Source organism: Streptomyces sp. NPDC021100 (genome assembly GCF_044333095.1).
Lineage (GTDB): Bacteria > Actinomycetota > Actinomycetes > Streptomycetales > Streptomycetaceae > Streptomyces.
Genome location: NZ_JBIRQH010000004.1, coordinates 393,480 through 417,493, shown reverse-complemented (window position 1 = coordinate 417,493; position 24,014 = coordinate 393,480). Strand labels below are relative to the sequence as shown.

Annotated in this window: 22 protein-coding genes; 1 reads left to right on the top strand and 21 read right to left on the bottom strand. The window is 72.1% G+C overall.

The annotated features are described in order from the left end of the window. Positions 1 to 212 precede the first annotated feature (212 nt). The 8 genes from pyrF to pyrR form a co-directional block, all read right to left on the bottom strand. A complete protein-coding gene (pyrF, locus tag ACH4PU_RS11350; RefSeq protein WP_398269481.1) occupies positions 213 to 1,067 on the bottom strand; it encodes an orotidine-5'-phosphate decarboxylase in 855 nt (284 codons plus the stop codon). Further along, on the bottom strand, positions 1,064 to 2,179 hold the full coding sequence (locus ACH4PU_RS11345) for a quinone-dependent dihydroorotate dehydrogenase (protein ID WP_398269478.1): 1,116 nt from the start codon (positions 2,177 to 2,179) through the stop codon (positions 1,064 to 1,066). Before ACH4PU_RS11345 ends, pyrF begins: the two co-directional genes overlap by 4 nt. 79 nt (positions 2,180 to 2,258) lie before the next feature. Then, the gene (gene carB, locus ACH4PU_RS11340; RefSeq protein WP_398269475.1) at positions 2,259 to 5,570 is read right to left on the bottom strand and encodes a carbamoyl-phosphate synthase large subunit; all 3,312 of its coding nucleotides are present in this window, start codon (positions 5,568 to 5,570) and stop codon (positions 2,259 to 2,261) included. After that, positions 5,563 to 6,720 (bottom strand): glutamine-hydrolyzing carbamoyl-phosphate synthase small subunit, encoded by a 1,158-nt coding sequence (carA, locus tag ACH4PU_RS11335; protein WP_398269472.1) that lies wholly within the window; start codon positions 6,718 to 6,720, stop codon positions 5,563 to 5,565. Before carA ends, carB begins: the two co-directional genes overlap by 8 nt. Then, positions 6,717 to 7,304, bottom strand: coding sequence for a hypothetical protein (locus ACH4PU_RS11330; RefSeq protein WP_398269470.1), 588 nt, complete (start codon positions 7,302 to 7,304; stop codon positions 6,717 to 6,719). The genes carA and ACH4PU_RS11330 overlap by 4 nt, the downstream gene beginning before the upstream one ends. A gap of 1 nt (position 7,305) precedes the next feature. Then, the gene (locus ACH4PU_RS11325; protein WP_398269467.1) at positions 7,306 to 8,598 is read right to left on the bottom strand and encodes a dihydroorotase; all 1,293 of its coding nucleotides are present in this window, start codon (positions 8,596 to 8,598) and stop codon (positions 7,306 to 7,308) included. Beyond that, on the bottom strand, positions 8,598 to 9,614 hold the full coding sequence (locus tag ACH4PU_RS11320; protein WP_398269464.1) for an aspartate carbamoyltransferase catalytic subunit: 1,017 nt from the start codon (positions 9,612 to 9,614) through the stop codon (positions 8,598 to 8,600). The genes ACH4PU_RS11325 and ACH4PU_RS11320 overlap by 1 nt, the downstream gene beginning before the upstream one ends. 89 nt (positions 9,615 to 9,703) lie before the next feature. Next, on the bottom strand, positions 9,704 to 10,285 hold the full coding sequence (gene pyrR, locus ACH4PU_RS11315) for a bifunctional pyr operon transcriptional regulator/uracil phosphoribosyltransferase PyrR (protein ID WP_185946188.1): 582 nt from the start codon (positions 10,283 to 10,285) through the stop codon (positions 9,704 to 9,706). Between the two features lie 222 nt (positions 10,286 to 10,507). Between pyrR and bldD the strand changes: the two genes are divergently transcribed. Further along, positions 10,508 to 11,008, top strand: a complete 501-nt coding sequence (gene bldD / locus ACH4PU_RS11310; protein ID WP_004948690.1) for a transcriptional regulator BldD — start codon at positions 10,508 to 10,510, stop codon at positions 11,006 to 11,008. A 101-nt stretch (positions 11,009 to 11,109) separates the two neighbouring features. On the opposite strand, the gene nusB is transcribed toward bldD, so the two are convergent. From nusB to ACH4PU_RS11245, 13 genes are all read right to left on the bottom strand, one after another. Then, positions 11,110 to 11,538 carry a transcription antitermination factor NusB gene (nusB, locus tag ACH4PU_RS11305; RefSeq protein WP_185946187.1) on the bottom strand — a complete coding sequence of 143 codons (429 nt, stop codon included), beginning with the start codon at positions 11,536 to 11,538 and terminating at the stop codon, positions 11,110 to 11,112. A 2-nt stretch (positions 11,539 to 11,540) separates the two neighbouring features. Beyond that, positions 11,541 to 12,107 (bottom strand): elongation factor P, encoded by a 567-nt coding sequence (efp, locus tag ACH4PU_RS11300; protein ID WP_004948697.1) that lies wholly within the window; start codon positions 12,105 to 12,107, stop codon positions 11,541 to 11,543. Between the two features lie 48 nt (positions 12,108 to 12,155). After that, on the bottom strand, positions 12,156 to 13,262 hold the full coding sequence (locus tag ACH4PU_RS11295; RefSeq protein ID WP_398269457.1) for an aminopeptidase P family protein: 1,107 nt from the start codon (positions 13,260 to 13,262) through the stop codon (positions 12,156 to 12,158). Positions 13,263 to 13,323: 61 nt separating this feature from the next. Further along, a complete protein-coding gene (locus tag ACH4PU_RS11290) occupies positions 13,324 to 14,016 on the bottom strand; it encodes an AAA family ATPase (RefSeq protein ID WP_398269900.1) in 693 nt (230 codons plus the stop codon). A gap of 141 nt (positions 14,017 to 14,157) precedes the next feature. Continuing rightward, entirely contained in the window at positions 14,158 to 14,604 is a 447-nt protein-coding gene (gene aroQ / locus ACH4PU_RS11285) for a type II 3-dehydroquinate dehydratase (protein ID WP_398269897.1), read from the bottom strand. Between the two features lie 5 nt (positions 14,605 to 14,609). Then, positions 14,610 to 15,701, bottom strand: coding sequence for a 3-dehydroquinate synthase (gene aroB / locus ACH4PU_RS11280; protein WP_398269454.1), 1,092 nt, complete (start codon positions 15,699 to 15,701; stop codon positions 14,610 to 14,612). A 7-nt stretch (positions 15,702 to 15,708) separates the two neighbouring features. Continuing rightward, complete coding sequence (locus ACH4PU_RS11275) at positions 15,709 to 16,245, bottom strand: shikimate kinase (protein ID WP_398269451.1); 537 nt, start codon at positions 16,243 to 16,245, stop codon at positions 15,709 to 15,711. Beyond that, entirely contained in the window at positions 16,242 to 17,426 is a 1,185-nt protein-coding gene (gene aroC / locus ACH4PU_RS11270; RefSeq protein WP_398269448.1) for a chorismate synthase, read from the bottom strand. Before aroC ends, ACH4PU_RS11275 begins: the two co-directional genes overlap by 4 nt. Positions 17,427 to 17,603: 177 nt before the next feature. Further along, the gene (locus ACH4PU_RS11265; RefSeq protein ID WP_398269445.1) at positions 17,604 to 18,431 is read right to left on the bottom strand and encodes a shikimate dehydrogenase; all 828 of its coding nucleotides are present in this window, start codon (positions 18,429 to 18,431) and stop codon (positions 17,604 to 17,606) included. Next, positions 18,428 to 20,422 carry an endolytic transglycosylase MltG gene (mltG, locus tag ACH4PU_RS11260; RefSeq protein ID WP_398269442.1) on the bottom strand — a complete coding sequence of 665 codons (1,995 nt, stop codon included), beginning with the start codon at positions 20,420 to 20,422 and terminating at the stop codon, positions 18,428 to 18,430. Before mltG ends, ACH4PU_RS11265 begins: the two co-directional genes overlap by 4 nt. Positions 20,423 to 20,545: 123 nt before the next feature. Beyond that, on the bottom strand, positions 20,546 to 21,016 hold the full coding sequence (gene ruvX / locus ACH4PU_RS11255) for a Holliday junction resolvase RuvX (RefSeq protein WP_398269894.1): 471 nt from the start codon (positions 21,014 to 21,016) through the stop codon (positions 20,546 to 20,548). Next, positions 21,013 to 23,682: an alanine--tRNA ligase gene (alaS, locus tag ACH4PU_RS11250; protein ID WP_398269439.1), complete on the bottom strand. Its 2,670-nt coding sequence runs from the start codon at positions 23,680 to 23,682 to the stop codon at positions 21,013 to 21,015. Before alaS ends, ruvX begins: the two co-directional genes overlap by 4 nt. Further along, positions 23,682 to 24,014 carry a DUF6167 family protein gene (locus ACH4PU_RS11245; RefSeq protein ID WP_185946177.1) on the bottom strand — a complete coding sequence of 111 codons (333 nt, stop codon included), beginning with the start codon at positions 24,012 to 24,014 and terminating at the stop codon, positions 23,682 to 23,684. Before ACH4PU_RS11245 ends, alaS begins: the two co-directional genes overlap by 1 nt.

Below are 24,014 nucleotides of genomic sequence, written 5' to 3'. Positions count from 1 at the left end.
GGACCGGTGAGAACCTAGTCGGCCCACACCTGGGGAGCAACGAGCAACGCGCTTGCACGTTCGCTCTTGTCGGAGACTAGCGGCCGATCCCGCTCCAGTCAGCGAGAACAGCGGAAAAGTCCTGGTCAGCCTTGCTCGACCAGGACTTTTCCGGACATAGCGGCCGGGGAAATCTCGTAGGGTGCGGCACACCGGCCCCCGGCGGACCGGGATCAGGCGAGGCCGACCGCCTCCCGCACCTCGTCCGCGAACCGCTCCGCGCTCTCCCGCAGGGCCGCGACGTCGGGTCCGTGCCGGAGCACGCCCCGGCTCACGTTGGGGACGACGTCCCGGACCGCCGCGCCGAAGACCTTCGGCAGATCCGCCGCGGTGGCGCCCTGGGCGCCGATGCCGGGGGCGAGCAGCGGGCCGTTGATGGCCGGATCGACACCGGCCGCGGTGAGCCCGCCGGCGAGCGTGGCCCCGACGACCGCACCGAAGGAGCCCATCGGGGCGGCGTCGGCGTTCTCGGCGCGCAGGTGGTCCAGCATCGTCGCGGCGACGCTCCGCCCGTCCGCGCGGAGCGCGTGCTGCACCTCGGCACCCTCCGGGTTGGAGGTGAGGGCGAGGACGAAGACGCCGGTGCCGGTCGCGTGGGCCAGGTCCAGGGCCGGGCGCAGGGCGCCGTAGCCGAGGTACGGGCTGACGGTGACCGCGTCGGAGAAGAGCGGCGCGGCGGGGTCGAGGTAGGTCTCGGCGTAGGCGGCCATGGTGGAGCCGATGTCGCCGCGCTTGGCGTCCATCAGCACCAGGGCGCCGGCCGCGCGGGCGTCGGCGACGGCCCGCTCCAGGACGGCGATGCCGCGCGAGCCGAAGCGCTCGAAGAAGGCGGACTGGGGCTTGAGGACGGCCACCCGGTCGGCGAGCGCCTCCACGGTGGTGCGGGCGAACCGCTCCAGGCCCGCGATGTCGTCGCCGAGGCCCCAGGCGGAGAGCAGGGCGGCGTGCGGGTCGATGCCGACGCAGAGCGGGCCGCGCTCGTCCATGGCGCGGCGGAGACGGGCGCCGAAGGGTTCCAGGGGGGTCACGCGGTCACCTTCCGGTGCTCGGCGCCGACCGCGTCGGCGAGGGTGGCGTAGGGGCTGGCGGCCAGTTTCTCGGCGAGGCCGCGATGGATGGCGCGGCACCAGAAGGGGCCCTCGTAGATGAAGGCGCTGTAGCCCTGGACCAGGGTGGCGCCGGCCAGGATGCGCTCCCAGACGTCGTCGGCGGTCTCGACGCCGCCCACGCCGACGAGGGTGATGCGGTCGCCGACGCGGGCGTACAGCCGGCGCAGGACCTCCAGCGAGCGCTCCTTGAGGGGGGCGCCCGAGAGGCCGCCCGCGCCGATGGCCTCGACCGTGCGCTGCGGGGTGCGCAGTCCGAGGCCCTCGCGGGCGATGGTGGTGTTGGTGGCGATGATGCCGTCGAGGCCGAGTTCGACGGCGAGGTCGGCGACGGCGTCCACGTCCTCGTCGGCGAGGTCGGGGGCGATCTTCACCAGCAGCGGGACGCGCCGGTCGGTGACGGTGCGGTCGGCGGCCTCGCGGACGGCGGTGAGCAGGGGCCGCAGCGCCTCGGTGGCCTGGAGGTTGCGCAGCCCGGGGGTGTTGGGCGAGGAGACGTTGACGACCAGGTAGTCGGCGTGGGCGGCCAGCCGCTCGGTGGAGGTGACGTAGTCGGCGACGGCCTCCGCCTCGGGGACGATCTTCGTCTTGCCGATGTTGACGCCGACCGTGGTCCGGAAGACCGGATTCCGCTCGGCCAGCCGGCGGGCGACCGCGGCCGAGCCGTCGTTGTTGAAGCCCATGCGGTTGATCAGCGCGCGGTCGGCGACCAGGCGGAACAGCCGCTTCTTGGGGTTGCCGGGCTGCGGCTGGGCGGTGACGGTGCCGATCTCGACGTGGTCGAAGCCGAGCATGGCCATGCCGTCGATGGCGGCGGCGTTCTTGTCGAAGCCGGCGGCGAGGCCGAAGGGGCCGTGCATCCGCAGGCCCAGGGCCTCGGTGCGCAGCTCCTTGCTGCGGGGGGCGAGGACGGCGGCGACGAGGGTGCGCAGGACGGGGATCCGGGCGACCGCGCGGATCCAGGCGAAGGCCAGGTGGTGGGCCTGCTCGGGGTCCATGCGGCGGAAGACCAGCCGGAAGAAGAATCGGTACATTTCGGGCCTTCTGGGCAGCAGAGAAGGGGACGGAGGGCGTACGGAGAGGGGGACACCTCCCGGTGTCCCCCTCCGCGTCCTACGCCTCGCGGGCGGCGGTCAGCCGGCGCGCGTGCTCCTGGAGCGAGCGCACGCCCACCTCGCCGCGGGACAGCGCCTCGATGCCCTGGACGGCCGCGGCCAGCGCCTGGACCGTGGTCAGGCAGGGCACCCCGCGGGAGACGGCCGCGGTACGGATCTCGTAGCCGTCGAGGCGCCCGCCGGTGCCGTACGGGGTGTTGACGATCAGGTCGACCTTGCCGTCGTGGATCAGCTGGACGATCGTCTTCTCGCCGTTCGGGCCCTCGCCCTCGCTCAGCTTGCGGACGACGGTCGCCTTGATGCCGTTGCGCCGCAGCACCTCGGCGGTGCCGGAGGTGGCCAGCAGCTCGAAGCCGTGGGCGACCAGCTCCCGGGCCGGGAAGATCATCGAGCGCTTGTCCCGGTTGGCGACCGACACGAACGCCCGGCCCCCGGTCGGCAGCGCGCCGTACGCCCCCGCCTGCGACTTGGCGTACGCCGTGCCGAAGACGTCGTCGATGCCCATGACCTCGCCCGTGGAGCGCATCTCCGGGCCCAGGACGGTGTCCACACCGCGGCCGGAGGTGTCGCGGAACCGCGTCCACGGCATCACGGCCTCCTTGACCGAGATCGGCGCGTCCAGCGGCAGCGTGCCGCCGTCGCCCTGCGCCGGGAGCATCCCCTCGGCGCGCAGCTCGGCGACGGTGGCGCCCAGCGAGATCCGCGCCGCGGCCTTGGCCAGCGGCACCGCGGTCGCCTTCGAGGTGAAGGGGACGGTGCGCGAGGCGCGCGGGTTGGCCTCCAGGACGTAGAGGATGTCCCCGGCCATCGCGAACTGGATGTTGATCAGGCCACGGACGCCCACGCCCTTGGCGATCGCCTCCGTGGAGGTGCGCAGCCGCTTGATGTCGTGGCCGCCCAGGGTGATCGGGGGCAGCGCGCAGGCCGAGTCGCCGGAGTGGATGCCGGCCTCCTCGATGTGCTCCATGACGCCGCCGAGGTAGAGCTCGTGGCCGTCGTAGAGCGCGTCCACGTCGATCTCTATGGCGTCGTCCAGGAAACGGTCGATCAGCACCGGGTGCTCGGAGATCAGGCCCGCGTGCCGCTCCAGGTAGCCGGCCAGCGAGGGCTCGTCGTAGACGATCTCCATGCCGCGCCCGCCGAGCACGTAGGACGGCCGGACCATGACCGGGTAGCCGATCTCGGCGGCGATGGCCTTCGCCTCGTCGAAGGAGAAGGCCGTGCCGTACTTGGGCGCCGGCAGCCCGGCCTCGGTGAGGACGCGGCCGAAGGCGCCGCGCTCCTCGGCCAGGTCGATGGCCTCGGGCGAGGTGCCGACGATCGGCACGCCGTTGTCCTTGAGCGCCTGCGCCAGGCCCAGCGGCGTCTGCCCGCCGAGCTGCACGATCACGCCGGCGACCGGGCCGGCCTGCTGCTCGGCGTGCACGATCTCCAGCACGTCCTCCAGGGTGAGCGGCTCGAAGTAGAGCCGGTCGGAGGTGTCGTAGTCGGTGGAGACCGTCTCGGGGTTGCAGTTGACCATCACGGTCTCGTAGCCGGCGTCGCTGAGCGCGAAGGAGGCGTGGACGCAGGAGTAGTCGAACTCGATGCCCTGGCCGATGCGGTTGGGACCGGAGCCCAGGATGATCACCGCGGGCTTCTCGCGCGGCGCGACCTCGTTCTCCTCGTCGTACGAGGAGTAGAAGTACGGGGTCCGGGCCGCGAACTCGGCGGCGCAGGTGTCCACCGTCTTGTACACCGGGCGGACGCCCAGCGCGTGCCGCACCTCGCGGACGACCTTCTCGCCGACCCCGCGGATCGCGGCGATCTGGGCGTCGGAGAAGCCGTGCCGCTTGGCCTCGGTCAGCAGCTCCGGCTCCAGGGTGTCGGCCCCGGCGAGCTCCTGGGCGACCTCGTGGAGCAGGAAGAGCTGGTCCACGAACCAGGGGTCGATCCGGGTGGCCGCGAAGACCTCGGCCTGGGTGGCGCCGGCCCGGATGGCGGCCATGACGGTGTTGATCCGTCCGTCCGTCGGGACGGCCGCCTTCGCCAGCAGCTCGGTCTTGTCGCCGGGCGCGGAGACGAAGTCGAACTGCGAGCCCTTCTTCTCCAGCGAGCGCAGCGCCTTCTGCAGCGCCTCGGTGAAGTTCCGGCCGATGGCCATGGCCTCGCCCACCGACTTCATGGTGGTGGTGAGGGTGGCGTCGGCGGCCGGGAACTTCTCGAAGGCGAAGCGCGGGGCCTTGACCACGACGTAGTCGAGCGTCGGCTCAAAGGAGGCCGGGGTCTGCTCGGTGATGTCGTTGGGGATCTCGTCCAGCGTGTAGCCGACGGCGAGCCGGGCCGCGATCTTCGCGATCGGGAAGCCGGTGGCCTTGGAGGCGAGCGCGGAGGAGCGGGAGACGCGGGGGTTCATCTCGATGACGATGACCCGGCCGTCCTCGGGGTTGACCGCGAACTGGATGTTGCAGCCACCGGTGTCCACGCCGACCTCGCGGATGACCTCGATGCCGATGTCGCGCAGCACCTGGTACTCGCGGTCGGTGAGGGTCATCGCCGGGGCGACGGTGATCGAGTCGCCGGTGTGCACGCCCATCGGGTCGAAGTTCTCGATGGAGCAGACGACCACGACGTTGTCGTTCCGGTCGCGCATCAGCTCCAGCTCGTACTCCTTCCAGCCGAGGATGGACTCCTCCAGGAGCACCTCGGTGGTCGGGGAGAGCGTGAGGCCCTGGCCGGCGATGCGGCGCAGCTCCTCCTCGTCGTGGGCGAAGCCGGAGCCGGCGCCGCCCATGGTGAAGGAGGGGCGAACGACGACCGGGTAGCCGCCGAGCGTCTCGACGCCGGCGAGCACCTCGTCCATCGTGTGGCAGATGACCGAGCGGGCGGACTCGCCGTGCCCGATCCGGGCGTGGACGGCCTCGACGACGGCCTTGAACTGCTCGCGGTCCTCGCCCTTGTGGATCGCCTCCACATTGGCGCCGATCAGCTCGACGTCGTACTTCTCCAGCGTGCCCGCCTCGTGCAGCGAGATCGCGGTGTTGAGCGCGGTCTGGCCGCCCAGGGTGGGCAGCAGGGCGTCGGGGCGCTCCTTGGCGATGATCCGCTCGACGAACTCGGGGGTGATCGGCTCGACGTACGTGGCGTCGGCGATCTCCGGGTCGGTCATGATCGTGGCCGGGTTGGAGTTGACCAGGATGACCCGCAGGCCCTCGGCCTTGAGGACCCGGCACGCCTGGGTGCCGGAGTAGTCGAACTCGGCCGCCTGACCGATGACGATCGGGCCGGAGCCGATGACCAGGACGGACTGGATATCGGTGCGCTTAGGCACGCTGGCCCTCCATGAGCGAGACGAAGCGGTCGAACAGGTACGCGGCGTCGTGCGGTCCTGCGGCTGCCTCGGGGTGGTACTGGACGCTGAAAGCCGGCCGGTCGAGCAGCCGGAGCCCCTCGACCACGTCGTCGTTGAGGCAGACGTGGGAGACCTCGACGCGGCCGTAGGGGGTGTCGGCGGGCCCGTCGAGCGGGGCGTCGACGGCGAAGCCGTGGTTGTGCGCGGTGACCTCGACCTTGCCGGTCGTACGGTCCTGCACGGGCTGGTTGATGCCGCGGTGGCCGTACTTCAGCTTGTAGGTGCCGAAGCCCAGCGCGCGGCCGAGGATCTGGTTGCCGAAGCAGATGCCGAAGAGCGGGGTCTTCCGCTCCAGCACCGCCCGCATCACCGCGACCGGGTGGTCGGCGGTGGACGGGTCGCCCGGGCCGTTGGAGAAGAACACGCCGTCCGGGTTGACCGCGTAGACGTCCTCGACGGTCGCCGTGGCGGGCAGGACGTGGACCTCTATGCCGCGCTCGGCCATCCGGTGCGGGGTCATGCCCTTGATGCCCAGGTCGACGGCGGCGACGGTGTACTTCCGCTCGCCGACGGCCGGGACGACGTAGGTCTCCTTGGTGGCGACCTCGGCGGAGAGGTCCGCGCCCGCCATCTCGGGGGCCTGCCGCACCTGCTCCAGCATGGCCTCCTCGCCCGGCAGGGCCGCGCCGGAGAAGATGCCGACCCGCATGGCGCCGCGCTCGCGCAGGTGGCGGGTGAGGGCGCGGGTGTCGATGCCGCTGATCCCGACGACGCCCTGGCGCTCCAGTTCCTCGTCGAGGGAGCGGCGCGAGCGCCAGTTCGACGGGGTGCGGGCGGGGTCGCGGACCACGTAGCCGGCCACCCAGATGCGGGACGACTCGGGGTCCTCGTCGTTGACGCCGGTGTTGCCGACGTGCGGCGCGGTCATCACGACCACCTGGCGGTGGTACGAGGGGTCGGTGAGGGTCTCCTGGTAACCGGTCATACCGGTGGAGAACACGGCCTCGCCGAAGGTGGTGCCCACGGCCCCGTAGGCCCGGCCGCGGAAGACGCGGCCGTCCTCCAGGACGAGTACGGCGGGAAGCGCCCCTTTCCTCTGCGAGGGGTTCCCCGGGTGCGAGGTCGTCATCGTGCGCCTTCCGTCGTGCTGTTCAGGTTCTGCAAGGTGGTGAGCTCCTCGACCCAGGCCGGGTGCTCCGCCACGCGATCGGCCCGGAAGCCGGAGTCGATCAGCCGGTCGCCGTGCTGCCAGGTGATGATCAGCAGGCCGCCCTCGGTGAGGACCTTGCCGGCGATGCCCTTGTCGAGGCGGGCGCCGCGTACGGCGTCGGCGGGGATCAGGAAGTCGGTGGCGCCGGGGCGCAGCACGCTCACGCCCTCGTCCGTGAGGGTGAGCTCGGCGCGGCTGCGGGTGCCGAGGCCCCCGGCGACGATGCGGTCCAGCCACTGTCCGGCGGTGGTGGAGCCGTGGTACCGGCCGGTGAGGGTGAGCCGGGCCGGACCCGGCTCCTCCGGGACGGCGGGCAGCGGGGGCAGGTCGCCCTGGAGCGTGCCGCGCCACTTCCAGCCCTCGCGCATCAGCCAGTAGAGGAGCGCGATGAAGAGCAGCAGACCCACGACCCAGCCGGCGCGCGCCGCCCAGTCGGTGACGGCCTGCGACTTCTGCTCGTCCGCGAGGTTGGAGATCGCGAGGTTGGTGATCAAAGGTGTCACGTCAGATTCCCGTCAGCTTCCCGTCGGCGACCGTCGCCCGGCCCCGCAGGAAGGTGTGGGTGACGCGCCCCGGCAGCTCGCGGCCCTCGTAGGGGGTGTTGCGGCTGCGGGAGGCGAAGCCCGCGGGGTCCACGACACCACGGTAAGCGGAATCGACCAGGGTGAGGTTGGCGGGCTCACCGGCGGCCACGGGCCGGCCGTGTCCGGCGAGGCGGCCGATCCGGGCCGGGGTGAAGGACATCCGGTCGGCGACGCCCGCCCAGTCCAGCAGGCCGGTCTCGACCATCGTGTGCTGGACGACCGAGAGGGCGGTCTCCAGGCCCACCATGCCCATGGCCGCGGCGCCCCACTCGCAGTCCTTGTCCTCGTGCGGGTGCGGGGCGTGGTCGGTGGCCACGCAGTCGATCGTCCCGTCGGCGAGCGCCTCGCGCAGGGCCATCACGTCGGCCTCGGTGCGCAGCGGCGGGTTCACCTTGTAGACCGGGTTGTACGAGCGGACGAGCTCGTCGGTGAGGAGCAGGTGGTGCGGGGTGACCTCGGCGGTGACGTTCCAGCCCTTGGACTTGGCCCAGCGGACGATCTCCACCGAGCCGGCCGTCGAGAGGTGGCAGACGTGCAGCCGGGAGCCGACGTGCGCGGCGAGCAGCACGTCGCGGGCGATGATCGACTCCTCGGCGACGGCCGGCCAGCCGCCCAGGCCCAGCTCGGCGGAGACGACGCCCTCGTTCATCTGGGCGCCCTCGGTGAGCCGCGGCTCCTGGGCGTGCTGGGCGACGACGCCGTCGAACGCCTTCACGTACTCCAGGGCGCGCCGCATGATCACGGCGTCGTCCACGCACTTGCCGTCGTCGGAGAAGACGCGGACGCCGGCGGCGGAGTCGTGCATGGCGCCGAGCTCGGCGAGCTTCTTGCCCTCCAGGCCGACGGTGACGGCGCCGACGGGCTGTACGTCGCAGTAGCCGGACTCCTTGCCGAGCCGCCAGACCTGCTCGACAACGCCGGCGGTGTCGGCGACCGGGAAGGTGTTGGCCATGGCGTGCACGGCGGTGTAGCCGCCGGTGGCCGCGGCGCGGGTGCCGGTGAGGACGGTCTCGGAGTCCTCGCGGCCGGGCTCACGGAGGTGGGTGTGGAGGTCGACCAGGCCGGGCAGCAGGACCTTGCCGTCGGCCTCGATCACGGTCGCGCCGTCGGCCTCGATGCCGTTGCCGACGCGGGCGATGGTCTCGCCGTCGATCAGGACGTCCTGGGCGGGGCCGCCGAGCACCTTGGCACCGCGGATAAGGATCTGGGGCATTACTTGTTCTCCTCGGTGCGGGTGTTCGTGGTGGCGACGGCGGACTCCGAGCCGCCGAGCAGCAGGTAGAGGACGGCCATCCGGATGGAGACGCCGTTGGTGACCTGCTCGACCGCCGTGCAGCGGCGGGAGTCGGCGACCTCGGCGGTGATCTCCATGCCGCGGTTCATCGGACCCGGGTGCATGACGATCGCGTCCTCGGGCATCCTCGCCATCCGCTGGGCGTCGAGGCCGTAGCGGCGCGCGTATTCGCGCTCGGTGGGGAAGAACGCGGCGTTCATCCGCTCGCGCTGGACGCGCAGCATCATCACGGCGTCGGACTTGGGGAGCACCGCGTCCAGGTCGTAGGAGACCTCGCAGGGCCAGTGCTCGACGCCGATGGGCACCAGGGTGGGCGGTGCGACGAGAGTGACCTCCGCGCCCAGCGTGGTGAGCAGGTGGACGTTGGACCGGGCGACGCGGCTGTGCAGGATGTCGCCGACGACCGTGATCCGGCGGCCGTCCAGGTCCTTGCCGAGCCCGGCGTCGGGGCCGACCAGGCGGCGGCGCAGGGTGAAGGCGTCCAGCAGGGCCTGGGTGGGGTGCTCGTGGGTGCCGTCGCCGGCGTTCACCACCGAGCCGTTGATCCAGCCGGAGGTGGCCAGCCGGTGCGGGGCGCCGGAGTCGTGGTGGCGGATGACGACGGCGTCGGCGCCCATCGCCTCCAGGGTGAGCGCGGTGTCCTTCAGGGACTCGCCCTTGGAGACCGAGGAGCCCTTGGCGGAGAAGTTGATGACGTCGGCGGAGAGCCGCTTGGCGGCGGCCTCGAAGGAGATGCGGGTCCGCGTCGAGTCCTCGAAGAAGAGGTTGACGACGGTCCTGCCGCGCAGGGTCGGCAGCTTCTTGATCGGCCGGTCCGCGACGCGGGCCATCTCCTCGGCGGTGTCGAGGATCAGGACGGCGTCGTCGCGGCTGAGGTCGGCGGCCGAGACGAGGTGGCCGCGGGTACGGGGGCTCCCCCCGGAGAGGTGCAGCATCCGGATGCTCCGTGGTTGAGGGTGTGCGTGAGGACGGCCGGGCGTGCGGCGTCGCGGGTCCGGGGTACGGACCCGTGCGGGGAGGGCTGCTAGCGGCCCTCGGCCGGAGCGGTGGCGCCCACGCCGAGGAGCACGCTGTCGCGCCCGTCCTCCTCGGTCAGCTGGACCTTGACCGTCTCGCGCAGCGACGTGGGGAGGTTCTTGCCGACGTAGTCGGCGCGGATCGGCAGCTCGCGGTGGCCGCGGTCGACCAGGACGGCGAGCTGGACCGCGCGGGGGCGCCCGATGTCGTTCAGGGCGTCGAGCGCGGCGCGGATGGTGCGGCCGGAGAAGAGCACGTCGTCGACGAGGACCACGAGACGGCCGTCGATGCCGTCGCCGGGGATCTCCGTGCGGGCCAGCGCCCGGGCCGGGCGGAGCCGCAGGTCGTCGCGGTACATGGTGATGTCGAGGGAGCCCACGGGCATGGTGGCGCCGGTGATCTCGGCCAGCTTCGCCGCGAGGCGGTGGGCGAGGTAGACCCCTCGGGTGGGGATGCCGAGCAGGACGACATCGTCGGCGCCCTTGGCGCGTTCGACGATCTCGTGGGCGATGCGGGTGAGGACCCGGGCGATGTCGGGTGCTTCGAGCACGGGACGCGCGGGACCGGCCGCGGATGCGGTGGTGTCCATGAGAAACGGACCTCCTTCTCCGCCTCACAGGACGGACGTTAAAGGACGTCGGAATTGCGTGGTCCACAGTAGCAGCCGTCCGGGGGTGCCCCGGCCCCGGCCCCTGACGGCGGAAGCCGTGGACCATTCGGCTTGACGAAGCCAGATTACGCTGCGTAACCTCACAGTGAGTTACCAGCCACGCGGCAGAGCCGCACATTGATACCGCGTCCGGGGAGCTTTATGTCCAGCGAATACGCCAAACAGCTCGGGGCCAAGCTCCGCGCCATCCGCACCCAGCAGGGCCTCTCACTCCATGGTGTCGAGGAGAAGTCCCAGGGCCGCTGGAAGGCCGTGGTGGTGGGCTCGTACGAGCGCGGCGACCGTGCCGTGACCGTGCAGCGCCTTGCCGAGCTGGCCGACTTCTACGGGGTGCCCGTCCAGGAGCTGCTGCCCGGCACCACGCCCGGCGGCGCGGCCGAGCCCCCGCCGAAGCTGGTCCTGGACCTGGAGCGCCTCGCCCACGTCCCGGCCGAGAAGGCGGGCCCGCTCCAGCGTTACGCGGCGACCATCCAGAGCCAGCGTGGCGACTACAACGGCAAGGTGCTGTCGATCCGCCAGGACGACCTGCGCACCCTCGCCGTGATCTACGACCAGTCGCCCTCGGTGCTCACCGAGCAGCTGATCAGCTGGGGTGTGCTCGACGCGGACGCGCGCCGCGCCGTGCAGCACGAGGACGCCTAGCCTTATCGGCCCGAGTCCGGCCCGTATGCGAACCGCCAGGGGGCGGGGAACCTTCCGGTTCCCCGCCCCCTGGCGGTTGTCGATGTGGCGGTCGTGGCGCGTCAGGCCCGGCGGATGCCCGGCTTGAGCTCCTTGAACCGGCCGAGCAGACCGTTGATGAAGGCCGGCGACTCGTCGGTGGAGAACTCCTTGGCGAGCTGCACCGCCTCGTCGATCGCCACCGCGTCCGGGGTCCCGTCCTCCCAGATGAGCTCGTAGGCCCCGAGCCGGACGATGTTCCGGTCGGCGGCCGGCATCCGGTCCAGGTCCCAGTCGACCGCGTAGGTCTCGATCAGCTCGTCGATCCGGGCGACGTGCTCGGCGTAGCCCTCGACCAGCTGCATCGTGTACTCGTTGACCGGCGGCTGCCGGTCGTCCGAGCGCGAGTGCCGGATCCAGTCGGCGAGGACGTCCAGCACGGACGCCTCTCGCTGGTCGGCCTCGAAGAGGATCTGGAAGGCGCGCTTCCGGGAGTTGCTGCGGGCGGCCACGGTTAGCTGTTCACCCGGCCGAGGTAATCGCCGGTGCGCGTGTCGACCTTGATCTTCTCGCCCGTGCTGACGAACAGCGGGACCTGGATCTCGTAACCGGTCTCCAGCTCGGCGGGCTTGGTGCCACCGGTGGAGCGGTCGCCCTGCACACCCGGGTCGGTGTGCTTGATGGTGAGCTCGACGGCGGCCGGGAGCTCGACGTAGAGCACCTCGCCCTCGTGCGTGGCGACCGTGGCCTCGAAGCCCTCGATCAGGAAGTTCGCGGCGTCGCCGACGGCCTTCCGGTCGATCATGAGCTGGTCGTAGTCCTTCATGTCCATGAAGACGAAGTACTCGCCGTCCATGTACGAGAACTGCATGTCGCGGCGGTCGACGGTGGCCGTCTCGACCTTCACGCCGGCGTTGAAGGTCTTGTCGACGACCTTGCCGGACAGCACGTTCTTGAGCTTGGTGCGCACGAAGGCGGGGCCCTTGCCGGGCTTGACGTGCTGGAACTCGACGACGGACCAGAGCTGGCCGCCTTCGAGCTTGAGCACCATGCCGTTCTTGAGGTCGTTCGTGGAAGCCACGGTTGCGGAATCTCCTGGACTGAAGCTGCGACCCCGAAGAGGCACGCGCTACAGCGCGAGCAGCTCCTTGGTCGTGATGGTGAGTAGCTCGGGACCGCCGTCCGCCTCGGGGCGGACGACGAGCGTGTCATCGATCCGGACGCCGCCCCGCCCCGGGAGGTGAACCCCCGGATCTACGGTGACCGGCACGCAAGCGTCCAGTTTACCCATGGCCGCGGGCGCGAGCCGAGGGTCCTCGCCGTTTTCGAGTCCGACCCCGTGACCGATCCGCGGACCGAGCCGCTCGCCGTGGCCCGCGGCCTCCAGGACGCGCCGTGCCGCGCGGTCCACGTCCCGGTACGGCGTCCCCGGCAGCAGCGCCTCCCGCCCGGCCCGCTGGGCCGCGAAGACCTGCTCGTACAGTTCGATCTGCCAGTCCGCCGGAGAGGTGCCGATGACGAAGGTACGGGCGATCTCGCTGTGGTAGCCGTGGTAGTCGGCGCCCAGGCAGACCGAGAGGAAGTCGCCCTCCTCCACCCGCCGGTCCGAGGGTACGTGCCCGGCCAGCCCGGAGTCGGGCCCGGTCCCCACCGAGGTGGGGAACGCCGGCCCGGACGCGCCGTGGTCCACCAGGCGGCGCTCCAGCTCCAGGGCGAGGTGCCGCTCGGTCCGGCCGACGAGGATGGACTCCAGCAGCTCCCCCAGCGCCTGGTCGGCGATCTCGGCGGCGATCCGCAGGCAGGAGATCTCCTCCTCGTCCTTCACCAGCCGCTGCTGCTCCACGGCCGGCCCCAGGTCGTCCAGCCGCAGCCCCGGCGCGACGGCCCTCAGAGCGCGGTGACGCCGTACGGTCAGGTGGTGCTCCTCCACCGCCAGCGAGCCGGCCCCGGCCGCCGCGGCCCGCTCCGCGCCCGCGACGGCCGGGTCGCCCTCCGTGCCGGGCAGGACGAAGACGCGCAGATCGCCTGCGGGCCGGGCGGCCGACGCGGCGTCGAACGGGTCGGAGGCGCAGAGCAGCACGTCGTGGACGGGCCCGACCAGCAGGGCGGCGTCGGCCGGGGCATGGCCGGCGAGGTAGCGGACGTTGGCCCCGCCGGTGACCAGCGCGGCCTCGCTCCCGTTCGCCAGGCACCGCTCCAGCAGCCGTGAACGGCGCGCCGCGTACACGTCGGACATGCCCCGAGCGTACGTTCGGCGGCCGGAAGCGGCCGCTCCGGCGCGTCCGACCGGGGTGCGGCTACCAGGCCGGCGGAGTGGCGAAGGAGCGGGCCACGGCCTCGTCGATCAGCCGCGCCGTGGTGGCCACGTCCTGCTGCGAGTTGTCGATGATCGGCAGCCCTGAGCCGTACCAGCCGGCCATCCGCCCGTGGATGCGCGCCACCTCCTCGTCGCCCAGCCGCCGGTTGCCGCGCCGCTCGGCGTTGCGCTCCAGCACCACGTCGAGCCCCGGCAGCAGGACGACGGGCAGCAGGCCCGGGCCGATGTGCCGCTTCCAGCCGCCCAGGCCGACGGCGGGCCGGTCCGGGAAGACCGCGTCGTCGAGGATGCAGGAGATGCCGTTGGCCAGGAAGTTCCGGGCGGCGAAGCCGCAGGTGCGGCGGGCCAGCCGGTACTGGGCCTCGGACCGTTCGTTCCACCCGGCCTGCGGGTCGGCGAAACCGGCCCGCACCCACTCCCGGACGTCGTCCAGGCTGATGTGCGCCGTGGGCGCCCGACGGGTGTCGGCCCAGTACCGGGCCGCCGTCGTCTTCCCGGCACCGGCCGGGCCGATCAGCAGGACCGCGACGGGGGCGGTGGCGGGGTCCAGGGGTACGGGCGCGGGCATCGGCGGGGGGATGGGGGGTAGCGGCTGTCCCACTGGGCGCTGCATCCGGTGGCACTCCGTCTCGTGCGGTGGGTCGTTGTGGTGGGGGGTGCCCCGGTCCCTCAGACCCTCTTGTCCTCAAACGCCGGACGGGCTGACTGTTCAGCCCGTCCGGCGTTTGAGGACAAAGGGGTCTGGGGCGCAGCCCCAGGAAACGGTGAAAGGGCGGGACCGGGGCACCCTACCCCCTCAACCCAGACGCTCCGCTCAGCCCCGGAGTTCCTCCGCGAGCGCCCGCAACGCGAGCCGGTACGACCCGACACCGAACCCGGCGATCGTCCCGGACGCGACAGCGGAGATCACGGACGTATGCCGGAACTCCTCCCGCGCATGCGGATTGGAGATGTGCACCTCGATCAGCGGAGCGGTCCGCTGCGCCGCCGCGTCCCGCATCGCGTACGAGTAATGCGTGAACGCACCCGGGTTGATGACGACGGGCAGCCGCTCGTCCGCCGCCTCGTGCAGCCAGCGGACCAGCTCCCCCTCGTCGTTGGTCTCGCGGACGTCGACGTCGAAGCCGAGCTCCGCGCCGAGCCGGGCGCACTCCTCGACGAGCCCGGCGTACGAGGTGGACCCGTAGACGTCGGGCTCACGGGAGCCGAGCCGCCCGAGGTTCGGCCCGTTGAGCACGAGAACCCGACGGGCGGCGCTCACGCCGCTCACGCCGCGATCTCCGCATGCGCGGCCAGCAGCATCGCCGGATCCGGAGCCTCCAGCACCACCGGCTTCGCCAGCCCGTCGAGCACGATGAAGCGCAGCCGGTCGCCCCGCGTCTTCTTGTCGATCTTCATCGTCTCCAGCAGCTTGGGCCACTGGTCGCCCCGGTAGGTCACCGGCAGCCCCACGGACTCCAGCACCGCGCGGTGCCGGTCGGCTGTCGCGTCGTCGAGCCGGCCGGCGATCCGGCCGAGTTCGGCGGCGAAGACCATGCCGACGGCGACGGCCGCGCCGTGCCGCCAGTTGTACCGCTCGTTCTTCTCGATGGCGTGGGCGAGGGTGTGCCCGTAGTTGAGGATCTCGCGGAGGCCGGATTCCTTGAGGTCCTGGGAGACGACGTCGGCCTTGACCCGGATGGCGCGCTCGATGAGCTCGGCGGTGTGCGCACCGGACGGGGTGCGGGCGGCCTCGGGGTCGCTCTCGATCAGGTCGAGGATCACCGGGTCGGCGATGAAGCCGGCCTTGATGACCTCGGCGAGCCCGCTGACGTAGTCGTGGACCGGCAGCGACTCCAGCGCGGACAGGTCGCAGAGCACCCCGGCCGGCGGGTGGAAGGCGCCGACGAGGTTCTTGCCCTCGGCGGTGTTGATGCCGGTCTTGCCGCCGACGGCGGCGTCGACCATCGCCAGCACGGTGGTGGGCACCGCGATCCAGCGCACACCGCGCAGCCAGGTGGCGGCGACGAAGCCGGCCAGGTCGGTGGTGGCGCCGCCGCCGACGCCGACGACGACGTCGGTGCGGGTGAAGCCGGACTGCCCGAGCGCCTTCCAGCAGTAGGCGGCGACCTCGGCGGTCTTGGCCTCCTCCGCGTTCGGCACCTGGATGGCGATGGCCTCGTAGCCCTGGTCGGCCAGGTCGGCGCGGAGGACCTCGCCGGTCTCGGCCAGCGCCTCCGGGTGCAGGACGGCCACGCGCCGGGCGTCCGTCCCGATGAGCGCGGGCAGTTCGCCCAGCAGCCGGTGCCCGATCAGGACCTCGTACGGCGCGGTGCCGGCGGTGCCGGCGACCTGGATACGGGTGGGTGCGTCGGTCATGCGTTCCTCACTGCGAGGTGTCGTGGGTACGGGCGCCGGGCGGGCGCAGGCTGTCGAGTACCGCGTCGGTGACCTCGGCCGGGCTCCGGCCTCCGGTGGCGACGACGAACCGGGCGACCTCGGTGTAGAGCGGGCGGCGGGCCTCCATCAGCTCCCGCCACCGCTTGCGCGGGTTGACCGCCAGCAGCGGGCGCGGCGCGTCCAGCCCCACCCGCCGTACGGCATCGGCCAGGTCGACGTCGAGGAAGACGACGGGCAGCCCCTTGAGCAGCGCCCGGGTGTCCGGGTCCATGACGGCGCCGCCGCCGAGCGAGAGCACCCCGGGGTGCTCCGCCACGGCGGCGCGCACGGCCTGCCGCTCCAGCTCGCGGAAGTGCGGCTCGCCCTCGTCCAGGAAAATCTCCGGGATGGGCTTGCCGGCGGTCCGCTCGATGTCGGCGTCGGTGTCCCGGTAGCCGGTGCCGAGCCGCTCGGCGAGCAGCGCTCCGACGGTCGACTTCCCGGCTCCGGGCGGGCCGACGAGGACAGCGACCGGCCCGGTCACTTGATGGCCAGGTTGTCGAGGTAGCCCTGGACGTTGCGGCGGGTCTCGGTGACGCTGTCGCCGCCGAACTTCTCCACCACGGCGTCCGCCAGGACGAGCGCCACCATCGCCTCGGCGACGATGCCGGCCGCGGGGACGGCGCACACGTCGGAGCGCTGGTGATGGGCCTTGGCGGCCTCGCCGGTGGTGACGTCGATGGTGGCGAGCGCCTTCGGCACGGTGGCGATGGGCTTCATCGCGGCGCGGACGCGCAGCAGTTCGCCGGTGGTCAGGCCGCCCTCGGTGCCGCCGGAGCGGCCGGACGTGCGGCGCACGCCCTCCTCGGTGGCGACGATCTCGTCGTGCGCCTTCGAGCCGGGCACCCGGGCCAGGTCGAAGCCGTCGCCGAGCTCGACGCCCTTGATCGCCTGGATGCCCATCAGGGCGGCGGCGAGCCGGGCGTCCAGCCGCCGGTCCCAGTGCACGTGCGAGCCGAGGCCGACGGGCACGCCGTAGGCGAGGACCTCGACGACGCCACCGAGGGTGTCCCCGTCCTTGTGCGCCTGGTCGATCTCGGCGACCATCGCCTCGCTCGCGGCGGCGTCGAGGCAGCGCACCGGGTCGGCGTCCAGCCGCTCGACGTCCGACGGCTTCGGGTACACGCCGTACGGCGCCTTGGCGGCGGCCAGCTCGACGACGTGCGAGACGATCTCGATGCCGGCCGCCTCCTTCAGGAAGGAGCGCGCGACGGCGCCGAGCGCGACGCGGGCCGCGGTCTCCCGCGCGGAGGCCCGCTCCAGGACCGGACGGGCCTCGTCGAAGCCGTACTTCTGCATGCCGGCGAGGTCCGCGTGGCCGGGGCGCGGCCGGGTCAGCGGGGCGTTGCGGGCGAGCTCGGCGAGCTCGGCCGGGTCCACCGGGTCGGCGGCCATGACCTTCTCCCACTTGGGCCACTCGGTGTTGCCCACCATGACCGCGACCGGGGAGCCCATGGACAGGCCGTGCCGCACCCCGCCGAGGAAGGTCACCTCGTCCCGCTCGAACTTCATCCGGGCGCCGCGCCCATAGCCGAGGCGCCGCCGGGCCAGGTGGTCCGCCACCATCTCCGTGGTGACCGGGACGCCCGCGGGCAGCCCCTCCAGCGTCGCCACCAGGGCCGGACCGTGCGACTCCCCGGCCGTCAGCCAGCGCAACCTGCTCAACGGAACTCCTCTTGCTCGCGCCTCGGATCGTGGGACGGCGCGACCGACCCGTGGTACGGTCCGCCGCCCCCGATCCTCCCATGGCCGGGGCGGTATCCCGGCGCCGGTCCGCGTTCCGGACGTTTTCCGCCCGTTCCGGGAGCCGTCGGGAGCGGTCGAGGAGCCCTCGGGAAGAGGTCAGCGGGCCGCGAGGGCCGCTTCCCCGGCGGCCCGCATGGCCGCGAGCGGTGCCGGCGAGACGCCCGTCATCCGCTCGACCTGGAGCACCGCCTGGTGGACGAGCAGGTCGAGGCCGCCCAGGACCGTGCCGCCGCGCGCGGCCCAGGCCGCCGCCAGCGGGGTCGGCCAGGGCTCGTAGAGGACGTCGAAGAGGGTGCCGGGCCGGTCCGGGACGGCGGCCGCGAGCGCGTCCGCGGCCCCGGCCGGGGTGGTGGCGACGACCAGCGGGGCCTCGAACGCCTCGGCGGCGCGGGACCAGTCGGCGGTGCGGACGGGCACCCCGAGCCGTTCGCCCCACTGCCGCATCTCGGCGGCCCGCTCGGCGCTGCGGACGTAGGCGGTGACCTCGCCGGCGCAGATCCCGGCGAGCGCGGCGAGCGCCGAGGAGGCGGTGGCCCCGGCGCCCAGCACGGCCGCCGAGGCGACCTTGTCGACGCCGCGCTCGCGCAGGGCGGCGACCAGGCCCGGGATGTCCGTGTTGTCGCCGGTGAGCCGGCCGTCCGCGCCGACGAGGACGGTGTTGACGGCCTCGACGGACCGCGCGGTGTCGCTGATCCCGTCCAGCAGCGGGATGACCGCCCGCTTGAGCGGCATGGTCAGCGAGAGGCCGGCCCAGCTGTCGTCCAGCCCCTCGACGAAGGCCGGGAGCGCGGCCTCGTCGATCTCGTACCGGTCGTACGTCCACTCCCCCAGGCCGAGCGCGGCATACGCGGCCCGGTGCAGGACCGGGGAGAGCGAGTGGGCGATGGGCGAGCCGAGGACGGCGGCCCGGCGGCGCGCGGTCACTGTCCGGCCGCCTTCCGGTGCTCCTGCTCGTACTGCTGGCGGTTCCTGTTGTGCTCCGCGTTGGTCACCGCGAACAGCGTCTTGTCCTCGTTGATCGAGACGAAGTAGTACCAGGGCCCGGAGGCGGGTTCGAGCGCGGACTTCAGGGCGTCCATGCCGGGGTTGCTGATCGGCCCGGGCGGCAGGCCCTTGGCGTAGTAGGTGTTGTACGGGTCCTTGAACTTGCGCAGGTCGTTGACGGAGCCGGTGTCCAGGGTGGACTGGCTCTTGGCGTAGTTGACCGTGGAGTCGAAGTCCAGGAGGCCGTACGTCTCCTTGTTGTCCGGCTTGAGCCGGTTGTAGACGACCCGGGCGATCTTGTCGAAGTCGTGCTTGTACTTGCCCTCGACCTGGACGAGGCTGGCGACGGTGATCACCTGGAGCGGGGACTTCAGGCCCAGCTCCTTGGCCTTGCCCTCCAGGTCCTGCTGCTCGTAGTTGGCCTTGGCCCGCTTCACCATCTGCCGGAGGATCTCCTCCGGCTTGGTGCCCTTGCCCGCGTTGTACTGCGACGGGAAGAGGAAGCCCTCCAGCGGGTCCTTGACGTTCGGGTCGGCGGTCGCCCAGTCGGGCAGGCCCAGGTTCTTCGCCTGCGCCTTGGCGACGTCCTTGGTGGTGCCCGGCTTGAGCTCCAGCTTCTTGTCGATGGAGCCGTAGACCTCGGCGGCCCGGATGCCCTCGCGGATGGTCAGCAGGTTCTTGGTGTCCGTCATCATCGTGACGGCGGACTCGGCCGACATCTCCTTGTGCAGGGTGTACGTACCGGGCTGGATGAGCTTGGTGCCCGCCGCCTCGGTGAACGCCCGGGCGCTCTTGACCACGCCGTTCTTCTGGAGAAGGTCACCCATCTGGGTGAGACCGGTGCCCTTGGGGATGTCCACCTGGACGGATCCGGTGCCCTCGCCCTCGTAGTCGGGCGCGGGGCCGTAGTTCGTCTCCCAGTAGTCGTAGCCCAGGTAGCCGAGGCCGCCGACGGCGCCGATCAGCACCACCGCGACGACCAGGCAGGCCGTACCGCTGCGGCGCTTGGGCTGCTTCTTGCCCTTGCCGCCGGACCCGCCGCCGCGCCGGCCGCGCCGCGGCTCGTCGTCGGCTGTGTCCCCGTCGGCCTCGTCAGTCTCGTCCGCGAGGCCGCCCGGGAGGAGGTCTATGGCCGGGGACGACCGGGGGGCCGGGGCCGTGGCGGACTTGGAGAGCAGGGAGTGCTCGCCGGAGGACTCCTCCAGCCACTCCTCGTGCGGCTCCTTGGCGGGCGCCTGCCGCGGCACCCGCTGCTCGCCCGGACGTGGGTGCTGACCCGTGTCATAGGACTGCTGCGGATGCTGACCCGTGTCATAAGACTGCTGCGGATGCTGACCCGTGTCATAAGACCGCTGCGGATGCTGACCCGTGTCATAAGACCGCTGCGGGTGCTGACCCGTGTCATAAGACCGCTGCGGGTGCTGCCCGGTGTCGTACCCCTGCTGCGGGTGCTGCCCGGTGTCGTACGACGGATGCGGGTGCTGACCCGTGTCATAGGACGGCTGCGGATGCTGACCCGTGTCGTACCTCTGCTGTCCGCCCGGCTGCGGGTGCTGCCCGGTGTCGTACGTCTGCTGCTGTACGTGCGGGTGCTGACCCGTGTCGTAGGGCTGCCCGTCCTGCCCCGGGTATCCGCCGCCCGGCCCGTAGTAGCCGCCGGAGCCGCCCGAGGGGCCCGCCTGCTGCTGTCCGTACCCGGCATGGCCCTGGGACTGCGTGTGGGGGTCACCGTAGTGGCCCCCACCGCCCTGCGACGACTGCTCCCAGCCGTACTGCTGCTGTTCGGGAAACCCCTGGTCCGGATGGTGCTGCTGACCGTAGTACGGCTGCTGCTGCGGAGGATGCTGCTGACCCTCGTACCCCGGGTCCCCGTGGTGGGGGTCGCCGGGATTCCACGGTTGGGAGCCGGAACCCCGGCCGTACTCAGTCATCTATCCCCTAGAGCCGCACAGCGGCAGCCGGGCGCCCCGGAGGGCGCGGGTCCGATCGTCTGGTCCTGTAGGGATGGCGTTCGAACTAGCTGCCATGTCGCGCGGAAGGTTACCGTATCGCGATCAGATGACCACTTCGACGGGTTCGCCCGGAGGGCGCCCCGACGTCCTTTCGATCTCCAGGGCGTTCTGCAGGATGATGACGGCCGCCGCCTGGTCGACGACGGACCGGCCCTTCTTGCTGCTGACTCCGGACGCGCGCAGCCCCTGGGCCGCGGTGACCGTGGTCATCCGCTCGTCCACCAGCCGGACGGGCACCGGCGCGACGCGCCGGGCCATCTCCTTGGCGAACGTGCGCACCTTGGCCGCGGCCGGCCCCTCTCCCCCCTTGAGGGAGCGGGGCAGGCCGACGACGACCTCGACGGGCTCGTACTCCGCGACGATCGCCGCGAGCCGCTTGTGGGCCTGCGGGATGTCCCGTCCTGGCACGGTCTCGACCGGCGTGGCGAGGATCCCGTCGGGGTCGCACGAGGCGACCCCGATCCGGGCGTCCCCGACGTCGACGGCGATGCGTCTGCCACGTCGCACGGTCAGGCCGCTTCCGCCACGAGGCGCTCCACGGCGGCGATGGCGTCGGCCACGGCCTCCGGGTTCTGGCCGCCGCCCTGGGCGACGTCCGGCTTGCCGCCACCGCCGCCGCCGAGCGTCTTGGCGGCCGTACGGACCAGGTCGCCGGCCTTGAGACCGCGCTCGCGGGCGGCCTCGTTGGTGGCGATGACGGTCAGCGGGCGGCCGTTGGCCACGGTGAACAGGGCGACGACGGCCGGGCGGCCGCCGGTGATCCGGCCGCGGACGTCGAGGACCAGCTTGCGCAGGTCGTCGGCGCCGGTGCCGTCCGGGACGGTGCCGGTGACCAGGGCGATGCCGTGGACGTCCTTGGCACCCTGGGCCAGCCCGGCGGCGGCCTGGAGCACCTTCTCGGCGCGGTAGCGCTCGATCTCCTTCTCGGCGTCCCGCAGCTTGGCGAGCATGCCCGAGATCTTCTCCGGCAGCTCCTCCGGGCGGCCCTTGACCAACTCGGTGAGCTGGGCGACGACCGTGTGCTCCCTGGCCAGGAAGTCGTACGCGTCGGCGCCGACCAGGGCCTCGACGCGGCGCACGCCGGAGCCGATCGAGGACTCGCCGAGCAGCTTCACCAGGCCCAGCTGGGCGGTGTTGGCGACGTGCGTACCGCCGCACAGCTCCTTGGAGAAGTCGCCGATGGTCACGACGCGTACCCGCTCGCCGTACTTCTCGCCGAACTCGGCGATCGCGCCGGACTTCTTGGCCTCGTCCAGACTCATGACCTCGGCGTGGACGTCGAGTTCGTGCGAGAGGACCTCGTTGATCCGCTGCTCGACGTCGGTGAGGACGGTGCCGGGCACGGCGGTCGGGGAGCCGAAGTCGAAGCGGAAGCGGCCGGGCGAGTTCTCCGAACCGGCCTGGGCGGCCGTCGGGCCGAGCGCGTCGCGCAGCGCCTGGTGCGTCAGGTGGGTGGCGCTGTGGGCGCGGGCGATGGCCCGGCGGCGCTTGACGTCGATGACGGCGTACGCCGAGGCGCCGACCGTCACCTCACCGACCTGGACGACGCCCTTGTGGACGTTGACGCCCGGAACGGGCTTCTGCACGTCGCGGATCTCGACCACGGCGCCGTTGTGAAGCTTGATACGCCCCTGGTCGGCCAGCTGGCCACCGCCCTCGGCGTAGAACGGCGTACGGTCGAGGACGATCTCGACCTCGTCGCCCTCGGAGGCGGCCGGCGACGGCACGCCGTCGACGAGCAGGCCCACGACGGTGGCCTCGTTCTCGGTGAGGGTGTAGCCGGTGAAGTCGGTGACACCGGCGGTGTCGGCCACCTCGCGGTAGGCGGACAGGTCGGCGTGGCCGGTCTTCTTCGCCTTGGCGTCGGCCTTGGCGCGGTCCCGCTGCTCCTTCATCAGGCGGCGGAAGCCGTCCTCGTCCACGGAGAGGCCCTGCTCGGCGGCCATCTCCAGGGTGAGGTCGATCGGGAAGCCCCAGGTGTCGTGGAGCAGGAACGCCTTGTCGCCGGAGAGGACCGTGCCGCCGGCGGCCTTGGTCTCGGTCACGGCGGTGTCGAGGATGTTCGTGCCGCCCTTGAGGGCCTTGAGGAAGGCGGCCTCCTCGGCGAGCGCGACGGTCTCGATGCGCTTGCGGTCCTCGACGAGCTCCGGGTACTGCTGCCCCATCGTGTTGATGATCACGTCGAGCAGGTCGGCGACGACCGGGCCGGTGGCGCCCAGCATCCGCATGTTGCGGATGGCGCGGCGCATGATGCGGCGCAGGACGTAGCCGCGGCCCTCGTTGCCGGGGGTGACGCCGTCGCCGATGAGCATCACCGAGGTGCGCATGTGGTCGGCGACCACGCGCAGCGAGACGTCGGAGGCGTCGGCCTTGCCGTAGGCGACGCCGGTGAGCTCGGTGGCCTTGTCGATGACGACGCGCAGGGTGTCGGTCTCGTACATGTTCCGGACGCCCTGCAGGATCATCGCGAGGCGCTCGAGGCCGAGGCCGGTGTCGATGTTCTTGGCGGGGAGGTCGCCGAGGATCGGGAAGTCCTCCTTGCCGTCGCCGGCACCCCGCTCGTACTGCATGAAGACCAGGTTCCAGATCTCCACGTACCGCTCGTCGTTGACGGCCGGGCCGCCCTCGGGGCCGAACTCGGGGCCGCGGTCGTAGTTGATCTCGGAGCAGGGACCGCAGGGGCCGGGGACGCCCATGGACCAGAAGTTGTCCTTCTTGCCCAGGCGCTGGATGCGCTCGGCGGGAACGCCGACGGTGTCCCGCCAGATCCGCTCGGCCTCGTCGTCGTCCTGGTAGACGGTGATCCAGAGCTTCTCGGGGTCGAGGCCGTAGCCGCCGTCGGCGACGGACGAGGTCAGCAGCTCCCAGGAGAGCTTGATCGCGCCCTCCTTGAAGTAGTCGCCGAAGGAGAAGTTGCCGCACATCTGGAAGAACGTGCCGTGCCGGGTGGTCTTGCCGACCTCCTCGATGTCCGGCGTGCGGACGCACTTCTGCACGCTGGTGGCGCGGCTGAACGGCGGCTTGACCTCACCCAGGAAGTAGGGCTTGAAGGGCACCATGCCCGCGGGCACGAGGAGCAGCGTCGGGTCGTCCGCGATGAGCGACGCCGACGGCACGACGGTGTGCCCACGCTCTTCGAAGAAGCGCAGCCAGCGGCGGCGGATTTCAGCGGACTCCATCAGTGGTCCTCTTTCCGGGTGAGCGAGTGGTGGGGATGGGTGGGTTCGACGACGACGAGGTGCGGGCGTCCGGCGGGCAGCGCCCGGGCCTCCTCCGGCTCCGGCCCGGCGGTGAGGCCGAGAGCGTCCTTGAGCGCCGCCTCGCGGTGCGCCATGCCGTCGCGGACGTCGAGCGCGAAGTGCTTGACGCGGCGGCCGGCGAGCACGGCCCGGTCGGCCGCCTGGAGCGCGAGGCTCTCGGGGGTGAGCTTGTCCAGGGTGCGGTTCACCTTGGTGGTGGCCCACACTCCGGCGGCCACCCCGGTGGTGAACCAAAAAGCACGGCGGAACAT

What these genes read in the sequence shown, in the direction of transcription:
- ACH4PU_RS11345 (WP_398269478.1), bottom strand. Translation starts at nt 2,179, where the DNA reads ATGTACCGATTCTTCTTCCGGCTGGTCTTCCGCCGCATGGACCCCGAG.
- carA (WP_398269472.1), bottom strand. Translation starts at nt 6,720, where the DNA reads ATGACGACCTCGCACCCGGGGAACCCCTCGCAGAGGAAAGGGGCGCTT.
- ACH4PU_RS11325 (WP_398269467.1), bottom strand. Translation starts at nt 8,598, where the DNA reads ATGCCCCAGATCCTTATCCGCGGTGCCAAGGTGCTCGGCGGCCCCGCC.
- ACH4PU_RS11320 (WP_398269464.1), bottom strand. Translation starts at nt 9,614, where the DNA reads ATGCTGCACCTCTCCGGGGGGAGCCCCCGTACCCGCGGCCACCTCGTC.
- pyrR (WP_185946188.1), bottom strand. Translation starts at nt 10,285, where the DNA reads ATGGACACCACCGCATCCGCGGCCGGTCCCGCGCGTCCCGTGCTCGAA.
- bldD (WP_004948690.1), top strand. Translation starts at nt 10,508, where the DNA reads ATGTCCAGCGAATACGCCAAACAGCTCGGGGCCAAGCTCCGCGCCATC.
- ACH4PU_RS11295 (WP_398269457.1), bottom strand. Translation starts at nt 13,262, where the DNA reads ATGTCCGACGTGTACGCGGCGCGCCGTTCACGGCTGCTGGAGCGGTGC.
- aroB (WP_398269454.1), bottom strand. Translation starts at nt 15,701, where the DNA reads ATGACCGACGCACCCACCCGTATCCAGGTCGCCGGCACCGCCGGCACC.
- mltG (WP_398269442.1), bottom strand. Translation starts at nt 20,422, where the DNA reads ATGACTGAGTACGGCCGGGGTTCCGGCTCCCAACCGTGGAATCCCGGC.
- alaS (WP_398269439.1), bottom strand. Translation starts at nt 23,682, where the DNA reads ATGGAGTCCGCTGAAATCCGCCGCCGCTGGCTGCGCTTCTTCGAAGAG.
- ACH4PU_RS11245 (WP_185946177.1), bottom strand. Translation starts at nt 24,014, where the DNA reads ATGTTCCGCCGTGCTTTTTGGTTCACCACCGGGGTGGCCGCCGGAGTG.